The 16,633-nt window shown below is 37.4% G+C and carries 19 protein-coding genes; 9 read left to right on the top strand and 10 right to left on the bottom strand.

Translation table 11 applies throughout. The features are described from left to right. Positions 1-9: 9 nt before the first annotated feature. Complete coding sequence (locus ACOCEA_RS05260) at positions 10-1,344, top strand: MATE family efflux transporter (protein WP_420755162.1); 1,335 nt, start codon at positions 10-12, stop codon at positions 1,342-1,344. A 21-nt stretch (positions 1,345-1,365) separates the two neighbouring features. Continuing rightward, on the top strand, positions 1,366-2,133 hold the full coding sequence (locus ACOCEA_RS05255; protein ID WP_420755161.1) for an enoyl-CoA hydratase/isomerase family protein: 768 nt from the start codon (positions 1,366-1,368) through the stop codon (positions 2,131-2,133). Between the two features lie 168 nt (positions 2,134-2,301). Here the strand turns inward: ACOCEA_RS05255 and ACOCEA_RS05250 are convergent, their stop codons facing one another. Next, the gene (locus tag ACOCEA_RS05250; protein WP_420755531.1) at positions 2,302-2,946 is read right to left on the bottom strand and encodes a 2OG-Fe(II) oxygenase; all 645 of its coding nucleotides are present in this window, start codon (positions 2,944-2,946) and stop codon (positions 2,302-2,304) included. 81 nt (positions 2,947-3,027) lie between these two features. On the opposite strand from ACOCEA_RS05250, the gene ACOCEA_RS05245 reads away from it, so the two are divergent. Then, the gene (locus tag ACOCEA_RS05245; RefSeq protein WP_420755160.1) at positions 3,028-3,480 is read left to right on the top strand and encodes a 6-pyruvoyl trahydropterin synthase family protein; all 453 of its coding nucleotides are present in this window, start codon (positions 3,028-3,030) and stop codon (positions 3,478-3,480) included. Positions 3,481-3,580: 100 nt separating this feature from the next. Here ACOCEA_RS05245 and ACOCEA_RS05240 read toward each other — a convergent pair whose 3' ends face one another. Further along, complete coding sequence (locus ACOCEA_RS05240) at positions 3,581-4,033, bottom strand: ferritin-like domain-containing protein (protein WP_420755159.1); 453 nt, start codon at positions 4,031-4,033, stop codon at positions 3,581-3,583. Positions 4,034-4,179: 146 nt separating this feature from the next. Here ACOCEA_RS05240 and ACOCEA_RS05235 point away from each other — a divergent pair, with 146 nt between their 5' ends. Beyond that, entirely contained in the window at positions 4,180-4,950 is a 771-nt protein-coding gene (locus ACOCEA_RS05235; RefSeq protein ID WP_420755158.1) for a UDP-2,3-diacylglucosamine diphosphatase, read from the top strand. Positions 4,951-5,340: 390 nt separating this feature from the next. Here the strand turns inward: ACOCEA_RS05235 and ACOCEA_RS05230 are convergent, their stop codons facing one another. The 4 genes from ACOCEA_RS05230 to ACOCEA_RS05215 all read right to left on the bottom strand — a co-directional run bounded on the left by ACOCEA_RS05230 (position 5,341) and on the right by ACOCEA_RS05215 (position 9,202). After that, positions 5,341-6,612 (bottom strand): MFS transporter, encoded by a 1,272-nt coding sequence (locus tag ACOCEA_RS05230; RefSeq protein WP_420755157.1) that lies wholly within the window; start codon positions 6,610-6,612, stop codon positions 5,341-5,343. 16 nt (positions 6,613-6,628) lie between these two features. Next, a complete protein-coding gene (gene recJ, locus ACOCEA_RS05225) occupies positions 6,629-8,317 on the bottom strand; it encodes a single-stranded-DNA-specific exonuclease RecJ (protein WP_420755156.1) in 1,689 nt (562 codons plus the stop codon). A gap of 197 nt (positions 8,318-8,514) precedes the next feature. Continuing rightward, entirely contained in the window at positions 8,515-8,721 is a 207-nt protein-coding gene (locus ACOCEA_RS05220; RefSeq protein ID WP_420755155.1) for a four helix bundle protein, read from the bottom strand. 52 nt (positions 8,722-8,773) lie between these two features. Beyond that, on the bottom strand, positions 8,774-9,202 hold the full coding sequence (locus ACOCEA_RS05215; protein WP_420755154.1) for an OsmC family protein: 429 nt from the start codon (positions 9,200-9,202) through the stop codon (positions 8,774-8,776). 60 nt (positions 9,203-9,262) lie between these two features. Between ACOCEA_RS05215 and ACOCEA_RS05210 the strand changes: the two genes are divergently transcribed. Further along, positions 9,263-9,865 (top strand): carboxymuconolactone decarboxylase family protein, encoded by a 603-nt coding sequence (locus ACOCEA_RS05210; RefSeq protein ID WP_420755153.1) that lies wholly within the window; start codon positions 9,263-9,265, stop codon positions 9,863-9,865. A 112-nt stretch (positions 9,866-9,977) separates the two neighbouring features. Here the strand turns inward: ACOCEA_RS05210 and ACOCEA_RS05205 are convergent, their stop codons facing one another. From ACOCEA_RS05205 to ACOCEA_RS05190, 4 genes are all read right to left on the bottom strand, one after another. Further along, the gene (locus ACOCEA_RS05205) at positions 9,978-11,105 is read right to left on the bottom strand and encodes a DUF819 family protein (protein WP_420755152.1); all 1,128 of its coding nucleotides are present in this window, start codon (positions 11,103-11,105) and stop codon (positions 9,978-9,980) included. Between the two features lie 19 nt (positions 11,106-11,124). Then, the gene (locus ACOCEA_RS05200) at positions 11,125-11,475 is read right to left on the bottom strand and encodes a HopJ type III effector protein (protein WP_420755151.1); all 351 of its coding nucleotides are present in this window, start codon (positions 11,473-11,475) and stop codon (positions 11,125-11,127) included. Between the two features lie 3 nt (positions 11,476-11,478). Next, positions 11,479-12,150, bottom strand: a complete 672-nt coding sequence (gene rsmI / locus ACOCEA_RS05195) for a 16S rRNA (cytidine(1402)-2'-O)-methyltransferase (RefSeq protein ID WP_420755150.1) — start codon at positions 12,148-12,150, stop codon at positions 11,479-11,481. 84 nt (positions 12,151-12,234) lie between these two features. Continuing rightward, positions 12,235-12,924 (bottom strand): hypothetical protein, encoded by a 690-nt coding sequence (locus ACOCEA_RS05190; RefSeq protein ID WP_420755149.1) that lies wholly within the window; start codon positions 12,922-12,924, stop codon positions 12,235-12,237. A gap of 108 nt (positions 12,925-13,032) precedes the next feature. Between ACOCEA_RS05190 and ACOCEA_RS05185 the strand changes: the two genes are divergently transcribed. The 4 genes from ACOCEA_RS05185 to ACOCEA_RS05170 all read left to right on the top strand — a co-directional run bounded on the left by ACOCEA_RS05185 (position 13,033) and on the right by ACOCEA_RS05170 (position 16,483). Beyond that, positions 13,033-13,680, top strand: a complete 648-nt coding sequence (locus ACOCEA_RS05185; protein WP_420755148.1) for a thymidine kinase — start codon at positions 13,033-13,035, stop codon at positions 13,678-13,680. After that, the gene (gene alr, locus ACOCEA_RS05180; RefSeq protein ID WP_420755147.1) at positions 13,667-14,770 is read left to right on the top strand and encodes an alanine racemase; all 1,104 of its coding nucleotides are present in this window, start codon (positions 13,667-13,669) and stop codon (positions 14,768-14,770) included. The genes ACOCEA_RS05185 and alr overlap by 14 nt, the downstream gene beginning before the upstream one ends. 88 nt (positions 14,771-14,858) lie before the next feature. Continuing rightward, a complete protein-coding gene (gene mscL / locus ACOCEA_RS05175) occupies positions 14,859-15,266 on the top strand; it encodes a large conductance mechanosensitive channel protein MscL (RefSeq protein WP_420755146.1) in 408 nt (135 codons plus the stop codon). 227 nt (positions 15,267-15,493) lie between these two features. Continuing rightward, the gene (locus ACOCEA_RS05170) at positions 15,494-16,483 is read left to right on the top strand and encodes an aspartate-semialdehyde dehydrogenase (RefSeq protein ID WP_420755145.1); all 990 of its coding nucleotides are present in this window, start codon (positions 15,494-15,496) and stop codon (positions 16,481-16,483) included. Positions 16,484-16,633 lie beyond the last annotated feature (150 nt).

Genomic DNA, 16,633 nt, shown 5'->3' with positions numbered 1-16,633 from the left:
CCTGAATATTTGAGCACCATAGTCAATTTTAAAAAGATAAACAACCTTGCCATACCAGCAACTATTGCGGGCATTGCCGAACCAGTATTGTCAATAACGGATACGGCCATTGTTGGGAATATTCCTGTAGACGGATTGGAATCTCTGGCCGCCGCAGGTATTGTAGGTTCTTTTTTATCTATGCTTATTTGGATTTTAGGCCAGACTAGAAGTGCTATCTCTGCCATTATTTCGCAGTATTTGGGTGCCGGCAAGTTAGATGAAGTAAAAACGCTACCGGCACAAGCCATTTACCTAAATATTACCTTAAGCATTATTATCCTATTGTCCACCATTTTTATTGTAGATGAAATATTTCAACTGTTAAACGCTTCAGGCAAAATTTTAAAATACTGTGTTAGCTATTATTCCATTAGGGTTTGGGGATTTCCGCTTACCTTGTTTGTCTTTGCCGTTATGGGTATTTTTAGAGGACTTCAGAATACGTATTGGCCTATGGTAATTGCCATTACCGGTGCGGTATTAAACATAGTCCTTGATTTTATATTGGTATATGGCATTGAAGGGGTTGTTAGTCCTCTATATTTGGAAGGTGCGGCATATGCCAGTTTGATTGCACAGGGGATTATGGCTGTTATGGCCTTTGTTTTGCTACTCACCAAAACAGATATAAGCCTAAAATTGAAACTGCCAATTCATCCAGAATTAGGACGGTTGGTCATCATGAGTTTAAATCTTTTTGTAAGGGCTATTGCCTTAAATACCGCATTGATCTTTGCTGTACGAGAGGCAACGGCATTGGGAGATCTTTACATTGGCGCACACACCATTGCTATAAATTTATGGTTGTTCTCCGCTTTTTTTATTGATGGCTACGGAGCCGCTGGTAATATTATGGGGGGTAGACTCTTAGGTGCTAAAGACTATGACGGGCTTTGGATATTGGCCAAAAAAATTGTGGCCTATGGTTTATGGATTAGCCTAATCCTTATTCTGCTTGGTTTTGTTTTTTATTATCCTATCGGAAAACTGTTTTCACAAGAAACCCCAGTTTTAAATGCTTTTTACGCTATTTTCTTTATTCTGATTCTAGGGCTCCCAATTAATACTGTTGCCTTTGTTCTTGACGGACTTTTTAAAGGTCTTGGCGAAATGAAGTATTTAAGAAACACACTACTGTCCGCTACGTTTTTAGGATTTTTACCCATGCTTTTTCTAGGTAAATATTTAGAATGGGGCCTTCTAGGTATTTGGATTGCATTTACGGTATGGATGCTGATCAGGGGAGGTGCACTCGTTTGGAAGTTCAGGCATAAATTTCGACCTCTGTTACAAAACAACTAATTTTGATAAAAATGATAACTCATGGGAACCACTAGGGAAAATGGAAGTCTTTATACGCATATACATGGTAACGTAGCCACAATTGAATTTGGCCACCCTGCCAGTAATTCTTTTGTGGCCGACCTACTGGATAGACTTACCAAAGAATTCCTGAAACTTTCTGATAACGATACGATTACCACTATACTACTAAAATCTGAAGGTGAAAAGGCCTTTTGTGCCGGTGCTTCTTTTGATGAGCTAATGGCAGTTTCAACTATTCAGGAAGGGAAGGTGTTTTTTAGTGGTTTTGCAAACGTTATCAATGCAATGCGTACTTGTAAAAAAGTGATCATTGGACGTGTACAAGGTAAAACCGTTGGCGGTGGTGTTGGTTTGGCTGCTGCATGTGATTATGTTTTTGCATCTGAAAATGCCTCTATACGACTTTCCGAACTTGCTATTGGTATTGCCCCTTTGGTTATTGCCCCTGCCGTAGAACGTAAAATTGGTATTGCTGGATTATCAGAATTGTCCCTAGCCCCAACGGAATGGAAAAATGCGTATTGGGCCAAAGAGAAAGGACTATTCTCCAAAGTTTTCGATAACTTAAAAGAACTAGATCAAGAATTGGAATTATTCGCTGAAAAATTATCAAGTTATAATCCTGAAGCGCTAGAAGATTGGAAGAAAGTGCTATGGAAGGATACAGATCATTGGGATGCTTTGTTAACCGAAAGGGCAGCCATTTCAGGCAAATTGGCACTCTCAGCATTCACTAGAAATGCCATGTCAAAATTCAAAAAGTAAGCAATAAGCTTTTCCATCGTACGTTCTAATTTAAAATTATAGTATGGATATTCTTAAGTTCTTAAATGGTGACCTTGTATTCCCTTTACTTGCTTTGTTTGTAGTAGCGATCTATTTTGTAAACAGGATACGGACAAGACGAAAGTTTAAGCGCTAATGGTTCTTGTACTATCTTGTTTTTAACCATCCGGTAATACTCAAGCGCTCTCGTTTGGCAGGCTTTACCTCGTGCTCCAAAACTTGACTTTCAAAAATTACCGCTCTTCCCGGTAATGGATATACAGTTTTAGCCACCTCTTTGCCCGCATCATTTAGGTAAAGCACTAATTCACCTCCATCTTCCGGTTTCCAATCATCTTCATTTAAATAGCATACAACACTTAGTTTACGCCTATCGTCATTTTGAAATGTATCTAAATGACGTTTATAAAATTTTCCTTCAGGATATAACGCATAGTGGAACTCTTTTCTTAATATTCCTAAAAAACAGGTTTTGTTCAAATATGCGGCCAAATCATTTATGTGTTCAAAGAATTTATTTTGAGAATCATTTATTTTGGTTTCATCCATCCAAAGAATAAAATCCCCGCGAATCTCTGTTTTTACCACCTCATTTATAAAATTACCTATCGCGGCCTTTTTAAAATGATCCTCTTCATACTTCTCCAATAGATCGTTCCTAAGTCCATTGACCACATCAATTGGGAAAAAATCATCAACAATACTATACCCTTTATCCAAAAGGTCATCGATTACCCTTTCATATAGAGGATTTTCCTTAAACTCTAGCTGTTCAAATAGTTCCACGTGTATTGTTTAAAAAAAGCCGACAAATGTAGTTCTTAAACCATTAGGTTTTACAAATTGAATACCTTTGTAATTCATGAAATAAGTATGGGTAAGATTAGAATTACAAAACAATTTACTTTTGAGACCGGACATGCACTTTATGGTTATGATGGTAAATGCAGAAATGTACATGGGCATAGTTATAAACTATCGGTTACCGTTATTGGCAAGCCAATAACGGATACTACACATGTAAAACTGGGTATGGTCATAGATTTTGGTGACCTTAAAAAGATCGTAAAGGAAGAAATTGTAGATAAATTTGATCATGCTACCGTATTCAACAAACATACTCCCCATGTTGAATTGGCCAAAGAACTGACCGATAGGGGACACAATGTTATTCTAGCCAATTACCAACCTACCAGTGAAAATATGGTGATCGACTTTGCTTCAAAAATAACCGCTCGTTTACCAGAAAATATTAAACTCTTTTCTTTGCGTTTACAAGAAACGGACACTTCTTTTGCGGAGTGGTTTGCATCTGATAACACTTAATAAGCATACATAATTACTGCTGTTTTTAGATATAAAAAGGTCGGATTCCCTAAAGAGCCCGACCTTTTTAAATCTAACTGATTTGTATTATTTGCAAATCCTATGCAAATTCCTCTAAAACCTTAGAGGTTTCAATATCATTCTGGATTTCGTCACGCTGTTCCCTAATAATTTCCTTCATCCTGTGTGGAATCATTACCTCAGTTAATATTTCATTATACTCTTTAATAGCAGTTTTATCGCCTCTTATCGTTTCTTCTAACATGGCTTCATCATTGTCATTTGAGAAAAATGATTTCATATCCATCCAAGTTCTGTGTATGGCACCCTTGGTAGTTCCATCAATATCGGCATCCCCTGTTTCTAAAGCTGGTGTTGCGTTATGTAAGGTTTTTACAAATAATTTACGCTGCTCTGCGCGATTTTTAAAAAATGTCCTGACCCCTGTATCTGCGGCATTTTCTGCTGCCTTTTCAAAACCCTTTACAGAGTCTTCATTCTTTTGTATTATTTCTTTAATTTGGTTTTCAATGGTCTTAATATCCCTATTCATAAATCTAATTTTAGTTTCGGTAACACTATGCCTACCGTTTGGCTTTCTTAATATACTTTTTGTTAAAGGTTTAGTCTTGCTCTTATCAAATGAATGTTGACGCTTTTACCAATGCAACATTCTATTCCGCTATATTTGTATACGAAATGACAAGCATACAACTCCAAGAAGGTAAAAAGGTATATTTCGCCAGTGATAATCATTTGGGTGCACCAACCATGGAACTAAGCAAAGTTCGAGAGCAAAAATTTGTTACTTGGTTAGATGAAATAAAAAAAGATGCAGGAGCTATCTTCCTCCTGGGCGATCTTTTTGACTTTTGGTTTGAATACAAAACAGTTGTTCCTAAAGGGTTTACCAGAACCTTTGGAAAATTGGCTGAAATCTCCGATGCTGGAATTCCAATTTATTATTTTGTTGGCAATCATGACTTATGGATGAACGGGTATTTTGAATACGAATTGAACATTCCCGTATTTCATAAACCCCAACAATACAAGATTAACAACATTTCCTTTTTTGTAGGCCATGGAGATGGTTTAGGGCCACACGACAAAGGCTATAAAAGAATGAAGAAATTGTTCACCAATCCTGTTGCTAAATGGTTTTTCAGATGGTTACATCCAGATTTAGGGGTTAGGTTAGCGCAATACTTTTCTGTAAAAAACAAGTTGATTTCTGGTGATGATGATGCGGAATTTTTAGGAGAGGACAAAGAATGGTTGGTGCAATATGCTAAGAGAAAATTGGAAACTGATCATTATGATCATTTTATCTTTGGACATAGACACTTACCCTTAGAAATAGATTTAACACAAAACTCAAAGTACACTAATCTTGGGGATTGGATCAATTATTATACGTATGCGATTTTTGATGGTGAAAATCTTGAGCTTCAGAAATTTGAACGACCATAGTTCCATGTAAATTTAGCCATAAAACATATTGTAGTCTTTTTCTTACAACTATTATGTGCTAATTCACAACAATCATTTATTAATTGCTATGTTTTGATTTACATTTATATTGTTATTATAAATTAAATTATTGAATATCCGCAATGAGTCATATAATAACGTCACCTCGAGCGCAGTCGAGAGGTCGTTTGACATAACGTGTTCAAAAAGAGGTCTCGACTGCGCTCGACCTGACATGGATTACTATGTTTATGACTCATTGCGGACATTCAGTTAAATTATAAACTTATTCCTAATGCCCCAATCTTAAAATCCCCTACTTTATGAAAAGTCCTTCTTAATGAAGGACTTTTTTAATTTATATGATCAAAATTAAAAATGTGGACTTTTCTACGATTCTGCTTCATGGTCCTGGATATCCTTGGATAGATCAAGCCTTCTAAACGTTGGAGAGGCGAAAGCAGTTATTCCTACCGTTAACAAAGTCATAGTGCCTCCAAAAACCACTGCGGTTACCGTTCCCATTAATTTTGCTGTTAGTCCACTTTCAAATGCCCCCAATTCGTTGGAGGAACCTACAAACATGGAATTTACGGAAGCCACCCTGCCACGCATGTTATCGGGAGTTTTTAATTGTAAGATAGTTTGACGAATAATCATGGAAATACCATCAACAGCACCACTTATAAATAGGGCAATAACAGATAACCAAAAATAAGTTGACATTCCGAATACAATAATGCATAACCCAAAACCGGCAACTGCCCACAATAATTTCTTTCCGGCCTTTTTATGTAAAGGAAACCTCGTTGAACCCAACATTGTTAAGGAAGCACCCACGGCAGGGGCTGCCCGTAGAATTCCAAACCCTTCTGATCCCACATGAAGTATATCCTGTGCGAAAACGGGTAACAAGGCAACGGCACCTCCAAAAAGTACCGCAATCATATCTAAGGTCAATGCACCAAAAACCGCTTTTGTCTTAAAAACAAACCGTAAGCCTTCACGTAAACTTTGAAATACAGGCTCGCCAATTTTTGGGTTAAGAATAGGCTTCTTCGGGATTTGAAATAAAAAGATCAGTGCCACTATCGAAAAGCTAAAAATTAAACACATAGACCAGTGCACACCTATTAAACTAATTGAAAAACCAGCTAAGGCAGGCCCTAATACTGAAGCCATTTGCCAGGTGGTACTGCTCCAGGTTGCAGCATTAGGGTATATTTTTTTTGGAACAATAAGTGCAATAAGAGAAAAAATAGTGGGGCCTAGAAATGCACGTACCAATCCGCCAATAAAAACCAAGAAATAAATACCATATAAAATACTTTTGGTCTCCAATTTGGTTTCCAGAGAAGGGAGGCTTAACATAAACAAACCAAAACTAACTACAGAAAACCCTAAAATACATTTTACCAATAGGTTTCTTTTCTCTTTTTGGTCTACAATATGACCTGCAAAAAGTGCCATGCCTACAGCAGGAATTACTTCCATGAGTCCGATTATTCCTAAAGATAAAGGGTCTTTGGTTAGTGAATATACTTGCCATTCAATAACAATAAATTGCATGGACCAGGCAAATACCATGGCAAAACGAACCGCAAGAAAAATATTGAATTCCTTAAACCGCAATGCTGCGTAAGGATCTAACCCTGTTCCCATGAATTAAACCATTATTTTATTTTATATCCTTTATTTTAAGTTGCAGGCTAATGTTTCCTTGCCACTCATTTTCATCAATGGTAAAAACAGCATCAAAAGGCTTTCTACTGGTAACCATTGGCAACTTAGCCCCAAGATTAAATCCAATTCCGTCTATTTTGTGACTATTGTTTTGCGTAACCGAAACTTTTAAATGGCTCCCCTCTTTTCCCACACCTTTAGCATATCCGGTGTCCGCTACACCCTCTGCCATAAAAACAGGTGTCATATTTCCTGGCCCAAATGGTGCAAACTGTTTTAAGATGCGCATCAGTTTAGGTGTAATGTCCGCTAAGGAAATTTTATTGTCCACTGTAATTTCAGGAGTTAGTAACTGTGGGTCTATAGATTCTTTCACCACCTTTTCAAACTGAGCCTTAAACGCCTCATACTGTTCTTCCAAAAGTGTTAATCCGGCCGCATATTTATGACCTCCAAATTGTTCAATACAATCTGAACAACCTTCCAAGGCGTTATACACATCAAATCCTTTAACCGATCTAGCCGACGCTGCCAATTTATCCCCACTTTTGGTGAATACCAATGTAGGTCTATAATACGTTTCAGTTAGCCTAGAGGCTACAATACCAATAACCCCTTTGTGCCAAGATTCTTTATATACAACAGAGGTAAACCGTTCCTGTTCCTGGTTACCTTCTATCTGCACCAATGCCTCTTGGGTAATCTCCTGATCCAATCCACGACGGTCTGTATTGAACTTTTCAATCTCTGAGGCAAAAACCACCGCTTGCTCCATGTTGGTTTCTGTAAGTAAATCAACCGCGTGCTGGCCATGTTTCATTCTACCCGCAGCGTTTATTCTAGGTGCGATTATGAATACCACATCAGTAATGGTCAACTCCTCCTTTTTTACTTGGTCAATTATCGCTTTAAAACCTATTCTTGGTTGCTGATTGATAACCTGAAGGCCATAAAAAGCCAATATTCGATTCTCTCCAGTTATCGGTACGATATCCGCACCAATGGCAGTAGCCACTAAATCAAGATAATAGATTAAATCATTGATGGTTTCTCCACGACGGGAACCCAAAGCTTGAATCAGTTTAAAACCTACGCCACAGCCACATAATTCATCAAAAGGATATTCACAATCCTCTCGTTTTGGGTCCAAAACGGCTACCGCGTCGGGCAAATCCTTACCTGGTCTATGGTGATCACAAATAATAAAATCTATTTCTTTTTCCTTAGCATAGGCAACCTTGTCAATCGCTTTAACACCGCAATCCAAAGCTATAATTAATGAGAACCCATTGTCCTCTGCAAAGTCTATCCCTCGGTAAGACACCCCATATCCTTCTTCATACCTGTCCGGAATATAAGTAGCTACATTTGGGTAAAAAGTTAGAAGGTAGGATGACATTAAGGCAACCGCAGTTGTTCCGTCTACGTCATAATCGCCAAAAACAAGAATGTTCTCGTTATTTCGAATGGCCTTCTCAATACGTTCCACCGCTATATCCATATCCTTCATTAGAAATGGATCATGTAAATATGTTAACTGGGGCCTAAAAAACTGTTTTGCCTCATCAAAGGTTGCTATGCCACGTTGTAACAATAATTGTGCTACCAAATCCTCAACGCCAAGTGCCTGTGCCAGTGAATCAATATCCTTTTGTTCCGGTTTTGGTCTTATGGTCCAGCGCATGCTAAAATTTTAAAGGTTCAAACACCATTATTAAGTTCAAGTTCAATATAGCTTTAGTTACTTTTTATTTTTAATTATGGTAGCAATAATTTTAATTAATTCCTCCACCTCATCCAATAATTCTACTCTTTTAAAAGGGTTACCATAATTTACTTTATAAAGTATTTTCAAGTTCACCCTTGATTCCTTTAATTCTTTTAGGGAATTGAGGCTTTATTAATATAATCTTTGTTGGTATGGGTTCCTTGTGCTTCCCCAAAATTCAAAGCCGAACTTCCACCAGATCGTAAAAGTTGGTTCCCATAATACGCTCCAGTTAGATCTGATGGCAAGTCTTTACAGAAAAGCACTACATTAGCGGCAAAATCAACAAATCTATCCTCTAAGTCAAACTTCTTTTCCATATCTAGTTTTGTTTTGAACTTGGCACTTGAACTTGAGTTTGCACTTCAGATGTCATTTATTGTGAAAAATAGTTTTGATGTCCAATACTGCAAATTGTCTAAACATTTCCATTACACCACAATATTTTTCAACTGATAAATCTATTGCCCTTTGTAATTTTTTTTCATTTAGGTTGGCACCATGAAAATGATATTCTACGGTAACCCTATCATAGAATTTAGGATGCTCGTCCGTTAAGTTGGCAATAGTTTCAATATGAAATTCGTCCACTTCCAATTTCATCTTTTTAATCAATGCAGCCACATCCAATCCAGAACATCCAGCGAGTGCGGATAACATTAGGGCCTTAGGCCTTAAACCACTGCTGTCACCGCCATCTTCCTTGGCAAGGTCAATTTTAAAGGATTTACCAGAGGTATTATTGCTTTCAAAAGCCATATTTCCCAGCCATTTGGTACTAATATGATTTGTTGTACTCATAAATTTTCGTTTCTTGTAGAACTACAAAAGTACTACAATTACAACGTTAAAACGCATACTATGGCATTGGTAAAACCACTTGACCCCACGCACGATACCGAAACAAAACAATTGGCAGAGTTCTTTAATGAAACCTTAGGCTTTTGCCCTAATTCAGTGCTTACCATGCAGCACAGACCTGCTATTTCAAAAGCTTTTATTAACCTTAACAAAGCGGTTATGGCCAATGAGGGCAGGGTAACTTCTGCCCTAAAAAGAATGATTGCCTGGGTTAGTAGCAATGCTACAGGTTGCAGGTATTGCCAAGCACATGCTATTAGGGCGGCAGAACGTTACGGTGCGGAACAGGAGCAATTGGATAACATTTGGGAATATAGGACACACCCGGCCTTTTCTGAAGCGGAACGTGCCGCTTTAGATTTTTCCCTACAGGCCTCCCAAGTGCCAAATAGTGTTGATGCCGAAATAAAAAAACGTTTGTACCAACATTGGAACGAAGGAGAGATTGTAGAAATGCTAGGGGTAATATCCCTTTTTGGCTACCTAAACCGTTGGAACGATTCCATGGGAACTACTATTGAAAATGGCGCTGTAGAAAGTGCTAACCAATACTTAGGCAAACATGGTTGGAAAAAAGGGAAGCATGATGGGAGTGTTTATTAGTTGTTTGTTGCTAATTGTCGGTTGATAATATATTCGTCATTACAAGGCACGAAGCAATTTGCCTATTTTGTGTTCTTATTTAATAGAATGCTATGTTACCCTCTCAATGACATTATGTAATAAATGCTTTCAACAACCAAATCGTTAACATACCCCAAAACGTACCGGTTGCCATGCTCAAAATGGCCAATACAATGGCATGTGGCATCCATTTTATGTTATAGGCGGCAGTAACAGCCGGTGCTGTTGCTATTCCTCCAACATTTGCCATACTTGCTATGGGTACCCAAGCCATATTTACATTAAGTAACTTGGCAATTACAATCATAAATATTAAATGACCCACTAGCCACACCACTAAAAATACCATAAACGGGAGATTAAAACCAAGTGTGGCCAACTGTAATTTGAGGCCTAATACCGCCATGACCACGATTATCAATATACTCCCGGCCTTTAATGCAAACTTAAAATTCCACCTTTTGATAAAATTGCTGAGCAAGAGTCCTAGGGCCGAAAGTAGCACCACTTTTAGCACAAAACTTGAAACCATTTGATTGGTCAAGAAAACTAGGGCCACTAACAATACCACACTCAACCAAGGCTTCAATTTTTTGCCTTCTTCCTTTCTAATGTCTTCCGGTATGTCAACATCGGTAACCCTAAGCCAACTATTTAATTTTTCACTTTTTTTAATGCTTTGAAACATTAGAATTGTCCAAATATTAACTAAAATATTATCCATCACCAAAACAGTTAGAAATATGTTCTCAGGACATGCTACTAATTCTTTCAATACTAACTGGCTCGTACTCCCACCTATCCAACTGCCTACAATTGGGGGTATTCCCATCCAATACTCATCTGCGAGCAAAGTCTGTGTAATTAATTCTGCGTCTGAAAAAAACCACATCAATACCACAGGAAATACGGCAATAAACAATGAGCCAGAAACAAATACCAAAATTGGCTTAAAACCAATTGCCTTTAATTGGCTTAAAGACAAACTACTCATTACCGCTAAAATTGCCAAGGGTATAAAATAGGCTTTGCTAAAATTATGGATCTCGGCCTGTGAATAGTCCTGATTTAATATAAATGAAATAATGGCAGGAATGATGTATGCCAATAGTATGGCTGGGACCCAATCAAATAATGATTTGATATGCCTGTTTTCCCATCGGTCTAGAAAATAGACGGCTATAACCGTAAAGCCCGAAATTAACCATGGTGTTAACATGGTTTCAATTTAGTCTATTTTATGGATTTATTTTATGCAAAGGTGTATTTTCAAATGAAAGTCCGTCAAAACCTGTTTTCATAAAATTCCGTATGTTTTGGTGGCCATTGCCATTGGTGTCTTGCAGCACCTCCTTAAAATAGTAATCCCCAAAACAAGCTAAGGTTTCTTCCTTGCTTAAACCCTCTTGTTTTGCAAAGGCAAACAACTTGCATGAGCCAGAATTTTGCCCTACCTCGTTATTTAAGTTCCCATTGGCAAATGCCGTCGGGGTAAACGTGTAATTAGATTCTATTACCGCCATAGTTTCTGAAAATGCTATAGCTTCTGGGGTTTTTTTTAATTTGGTTTTAAATGTTTCTAAAGTCATCTTTTATTTTTTTCCTCCTACAACAATTACAATTTCACCCTTAGGTGGTTTTTCCGTAAAATAGTCTAAAACCTCTTTTGCAGTTCCTCTAATAGTTTCCTCGTATAACTTAGTCAATTCCCTAGAAACAGATAGTGGTCTATCCTCTCCAAAATATGCTACAAAATGTGCCAAGGTTTTTAAAATCTTATGCGGTGATTCATAAAAAATCATGGTTCTAGTTTCATCTGCCAAAAACTTTAAACGCGTTTGTCTGCCCTTTTTTACGGGTAAAAAACCTTCGAATACAAATTTATCATTTGGTAGTCCGCTATTTACTAAAGCTGGCACGAAAGCCGTCGCCCCAGGTAAACATTCCACCTCAATTCCCTTTTCTATACAGGCCCTTGTCAATAAAAATCCTGGGTCTGATATAGCTGGTGTTCCCGCATCAGAAATTAAGGCTATGTTTTCGTCGTTTTGCAATCTACGCACAATGGCATCAACCGTTTTATGCTCATTGTGCATATGATGGCTATGCATAGGCGTGGAGATTTCTAGATGATGCAAGAGCTTTCCACTTGTTCTGGTATCTTCTGCCAGAATTACATCTACCTCCTTTAAAATCCGTATTGCCCTTAGGGTAATATCTTCTAGATTTCCGATAGGTGTGGGTACCAAAAATAATTTTCCCATGGGTGTTTTAGCTTTTTTTAGGCAACTTTGGTAAAATAAAAACCCAACACAAGTGCCGGGCTACTATTAAATAATTTATTTTCCTTACGCAAACCTACGTTCTATAAGCTCCATAAATCTGAGTTCATATTCTTCCTTGCCTACCCAATTATCATAATCTGGCTTCACCATATTCTTTATAAAGGCAATGGACCTTTCTTCTGTATCAATAGTGTTTAATTGTGACAATACCCTATTATAGTCCTCTGTACTATCATTAAATAAATGCTTCACAAATGCTAAGCGGTTATTTAGATCCACTTTTAAATCCTTTTTGCCAAAACGATCATTTAGGGATTTAACTGCTGGTTCTTTTTCTTTTAAATCTTCCTTACTAGGTGTAAAAATCTCCTTATCATTTTTTATAAGGTTTGGCTTACCCATAAATGCAGTTAAAACTTGTTCCAAGTTTTCTTGACTTGGCATTTCAGAAACCATATCCTTTATTGTATCCATCCCCGGAATCATGATATCCTCATCATGCGGATTACTCTCCGGAACAGATGTGTTTTCATTTAATACTGCCTTGGCCATTTTTTCAAACTTCTCAGCAATAACGTTTTTGGAAACATCTACTTGAATATCGTTCAACTCCTCTTCTATAAATTTTAAGACAGCAATTTTCTCATATAGATTTTTTGCTGCTTCATATAAATCTGTTATCTCAACTAAATCTCGTGAAGTTATTATATCAGTGGACATTTTTATGAGCTCTTCCCTTAACTTTCTTTTCATACCCTACAAATTAGTTTATTTCAAACTATTATCACGCCTTTTTTTAATAACTTTAAGATTCTATAATCAAGAACGAAAAAACCCCTTATTTTCGTCTAAAATTACAAAATGTTTCTCGAAAATACCGTTAACCCTAAAGAACAGTTCGGCTGGATAGAAGTCATTGCCGGATCCATGTTTTCTGGCAAAACAGAGGAATTGATACGGAGATTAAAAAGGGCCCAATTCGCAAAACAAAAGGTTGAAATTTTTAAGCCCATGGTAGACACCCGTTACAACAATGAAATGGTGGTTTCCCATGACGCCAATGAAATACGTTCCACGCCTGTTCCTGCGGCAGCAAATATTCGCATTTTAGCAGATACCTGTGATGTAATAGGAATTGATGAGGCACAATTTTTTGACGATGAAATTGTTACCGTTTGTAATGACTTGGCCAATAAAGGGGTAAGGGTAATCGTTGCCGGTCTAGACATGGATTTTAAAGGCAACCCTTTTGGCCCTATGCCAGCATTGATGGCGACGGCAGAGTATGTAACCAAAGTACATGCTGTTTGTACGCGCACTGGAAACCTGGCCAATTATAGTTTTAGAAAATCCAATGACAATAATTTAGTTATGTTAGGCGAAACTAATGAATACGAACCGTTGAGTAGAGGAGCATACTACAAAGCCATGCTTAAGGAAAAGGTAAAAACTATGAAAGTGGATTCTGAGGAAATTAAAGGTGTAAAATCATCAAATGGCCAAGGCTAAGGAAACTGTTCTAGAGATTAATCTCAATACCTTGGAGCATAATTATAATTATTTGCGATCCAAATTAATGCCCAATACTATGTTCATGGCCGTGGTAAAAGCATTTGCGTATGGCAGTGACGCGGCTAAGGTAGCCATGAAATTACAATCGCTTGGGGCTGATTATTTTGCCGTAGCCTATGTCAACGAAGGGGTAGCTTTACGCAAAGCGGGCATCACTAAACCTATTTTGGTATTGCATCCCCTTTCTGTAAATTTTAATACCCTCTTAAAATATTGTTTGGAGCCCAGTATATATTCTCTAAATCTTTTAAACCAATTTGTGATTTTTGCTAAAAAAAAAGGCACACAAGACTATCCCGTACATCTAAAGTTTAATACGGGATTAAATAGGTTGGGGTTCAAAATGGAAGATACTGACACTATCATTGAAAAAATAAAGGGCAACAATCATGTTAAAGTTGCCTCAATTTTTTCCCACTTGGCAGCTTCTGAAGATACTAATGAAGTTAAATTCACAGAAAGTCAAATTGCGACTTATGAAAAAATAAGTGCCAAATTAATTGAAAAACTGGGGTATTACCCACTTAGGCATTTACTTAACACATCTGGAATTTTAAACTACATAACATCCCAATATGATATGGTACGCAGTGGCATTGGTCTTTATGGTTTTGGCAATGACCCTACCTACGATAAGGAACTAAAACCAATTGCAACTTTAAAAACCATAATATCCCAAATTCATAATTTAGAGCCTAATGAAAGCTTGGGATATAATAGAGCGTTTATTTCTGATACTTACCGCACTACGGCAACATTACCCCTAGGGCATGCTGATGGTATTGGCAGACAATATGGTAATGGCAATACCGTTGTACTGGTTAATGGACAAAAAGCCACTATTGTTGGTAATGTTTGTATGGATATGATTATGATAGACGTTACCGGAATAGCATGCAAAGAAGGTGATGAAGTCATCATTTTTGGCCCTGAACTTTCAGCCTCAGAATTTGCAGGGACGGCCAATACCATTTCATATGAGTTGCTCACCGGTGTTTCACAACGTGTAAAACGTTTGATTGTTTGATAAAATGTTCAATTAACACTTTCTTAAGAAGTCTATTTTTTTCTTACATTGCATTTACTAATATTAACCATTTATAAAACACTAAATCATGTTAAAAGAATTTAAGAATTTTATAATGACAGGTAATGTCATTGATTTGGCAGTAGCCGTAATACTGGCTGGTGCAGTAGGACTTGTAGTAAACGGTTTCGTGAGCGATATTATGATGCCAATAGTTGGACACTTCTCTGGCGGATTGGATTTTGCGGATATGAAAGTAGTCTTGGATGACGCTGTAGTTGCAGCAGACGGCAGCATTACAAAACCAGAAAACGCTATAATGTATGGCAAATGGGTAAATGCAATTATTAACTTGATTACAGTTGGATTCGTATTGTTCATCATTGTAAAGGCCTATAACAAAACTAAAAAACCGGTAGAGGCAGCTCCCGAAGCGCCTAAAGGCCCTACAGCAGAGGAATTACTTGCGGAAATCAGGGATGCCCTAAAAAAGTAATGTTCCCATTGTAGGAACAGGCCGCTGCACTGCAGTATGAATTCTAAAAACCGTCAATTTTGTTTCGCTAACAAGGTTGACGGTTATTTTTTACGTCCTACTGAATCAAAACAACAAACAAAATGTTTTATTTGTAACTTTTTGTTATATTTTAATTAATCCTTTGTTTTTATATTGCGTAACTGGCAGTAATACCTATTTTTGTCGCTCAATTTTAAATTTAAATAATGAAAGTAGCAGTTGTAGGCGCCACAGGTATGGTTGGTGAGGTAATGTTGAAAGTATTGGCCGAGCGTAATTTTCCTATTTCAGAGTTGTTATTAGTAGCTTCTGAACGTTCTGTGGGCAAAAAGCTTTCTTACAAGGATAAAGAGTATACTATTATTGGTTTAGAAGATGCGGTTGCTGCAAAACCAAATATTGCTATTTTTTCTGCAGGTGGTGACACATCATTGGAATGGGCCCCAAAATTTGCAGAAGTAGGTACTACTGTGGTTGACAATTCTTCTGCTTGGCGTATGGATCCCGATAAAAAATTAGTGGTCCCAGAAATTAACGCCAATATCCTAACCAAAGAAGATAAGATAATTGCCAATCCCAATTGTTCAACAATCCAATTGGTAATGGCCTTGGCTCCCCTTCACAAAAAATATAAAATGAAACGCGTGGTAGTTTCTACCTACCAATCTGTATCGGGTACAGGAATCAAAGCGGTGCAACAATTGGAGAATGAAATTGCCGGTGTACAAGGAGAAATGGCTTATCCTTACCCCATTGGTCGTAATGCCTTACCTCATTGCGATGTTTTTATGGAAAACGGATATACCAAAGAAGAAATGAAATTAGCAAGGGAGCCACAAAAAATCTTGGATGATAGATCCTTTTCTATTTCCGCAACGGCCGTTAGGATCCCAACAGCGGGTGGACATTCAGAATCTGTAAATGTGGAATTTGCCAACGATTTTGAGCTTAACGATATTAGACAAATTTTAAACGATACACCAGGTGTAACCGTACAAGACAACCCTGATACAAACACTTATCCTATGCCCATTTACGCACATGATAAGGACGAAGTTTTTGTTGGGCGTATTAGACGGGACGAAACTCAGAGAAACAGCTTAAATATGTGGATTGTTGCTGACAACCTAAGAAAAGGAGCAGCAACCAATGCGGTACAAATTGCCGAATATTTGGTAGCCAATAATTTAGTATAGCTTACAAGATTATACAATGTTAAAACCTTCAAAACAAGAACGTTTTGAAGGTTTTTTTATGGTATTTTTAATTCGCCAATTACCAAAAAAAAGAAATTTACTTCTTGTTTGTTCGCAAAGTCCATACTCGTCCCTTGCCAAACCATAAAA

It is taken from the genome of Maribacter luteocoastalis (genome assembly GCF_048890225.1).
GTDB lineage: Bacteria > Bacteroidota > Bacteroidia > Flavobacteriales > Flavobacteriaceae > Maribacter > Maribacter luteocoastalis.
Note: the sequence above shows the minus strand (reverse complement) of the source record. Positions and strands in the feature narration are given on the sequence as shown.

Coding starts and splice junctions, on each gene's coding strand:
- ACOCEA_RS05255 (WP_420755161.1), top strand. CDS start 1,366: ATGGGAACCACTAGGGAAAATGGAAGTCTTTATACGCATATACATGGT.
- ACOCEA_RS05245 (WP_420755160.1), top strand. CDS start 3,028: ATGGGTAAGATTAGAATTACAAAACAATTTACTTTTGAGACCGGACAT.
- ACOCEA_RS05240 (WP_420755159.1), bottom strand. CDS start 4,033: ATGAATAGGGATATTAAGACCATTGAAAACCAAATTAAAGAAATAATA.
- ACOCEA_RS05235 (WP_420755158.1), top strand. CDS start 4,180: ATGACAAGCATACAACTCCAAGAAGGTAAAAAGGTATATTTCGCCAGT.
- ACOCEA_RS05230 (WP_420755157.1), bottom strand. CDS start 6,612: ATGGGAACAGGGTTAGATCCTTACGCAGCATTGCGGTTTAAGGAATTC.
- recJ (WP_420755156.1), bottom strand. CDS start 8,317: ATGCGCTGGACCATAAGACCAAAACCGGAACAAAAGGATATTGATTCA.
- ACOCEA_RS05220 (WP_420755155.1), bottom strand. CDS start 8,721: ATGGAAAAGAAGTTTGACTTAGAGGATAGATTTGTTGATTTTGCCGCT.
- ACOCEA_RS05215 (WP_420755154.1), bottom strand. CDS start 9,202: ATGAGTACAACAAATCATATTAGTACCAAATGGCTGGGAAATATGGCT.
- ACOCEA_RS05210 (WP_420755153.1), top strand. CDS start 9,263: ATGGCATTGGTAAAACCACTTGACCCCACGCACGATACCGAAACAAAA.
- ACOCEA_RS05205 (WP_420755152.1), bottom strand. CDS start 11,105: ATGTTAACACCATGGTTAATTTCGGGCTTTACGGTTATAGCCGTCTAT.
- ACOCEA_RS05200 (WP_420755151.1), bottom strand. CDS start 11,475: ATGACTTTAGAAACATTTAAAACCAAATTAAAAAAAACCCCAGAAGCT.
- rsmI (WP_420755150.1), bottom strand. CDS start 12,150: ATGGGAAAATTATTTTTGGTACCCACACCTATCGGAAATCTAGAAGAT.
- ACOCEA_RS05190 (WP_420755149.1), bottom strand. CDS start 12,924: ATGAAAAGAAAGTTAAGGGAAGAGCTCATAAAAATGTCCACTGATATA.
- ACOCEA_RS05185 (WP_420755148.1), top strand. CDS start 13,033: ATGTTTCTCGAAAATACCGTTAACCCTAAAGAACAGTTCGGCTGGATA.
- alr (WP_420755147.1), top strand. CDS start 13,667: ATGGCCAAGGCTAAGGAAACTGTTCTAGAGATTAATCTCAATACCTTG.
- mscL (WP_420755146.1), top strand. CDS start 14,859: ATGTTAAAAGAATTTAAGAATTTTATAATGACAGGTAATGTCATTGAT.
- ACOCEA_RS05170 (WP_420755145.1), top strand. CDS start 15,494: ATGAAAGTAGCAGTTGTAGGCGCCACAGGTATGGTTGGTGAGGTAATG.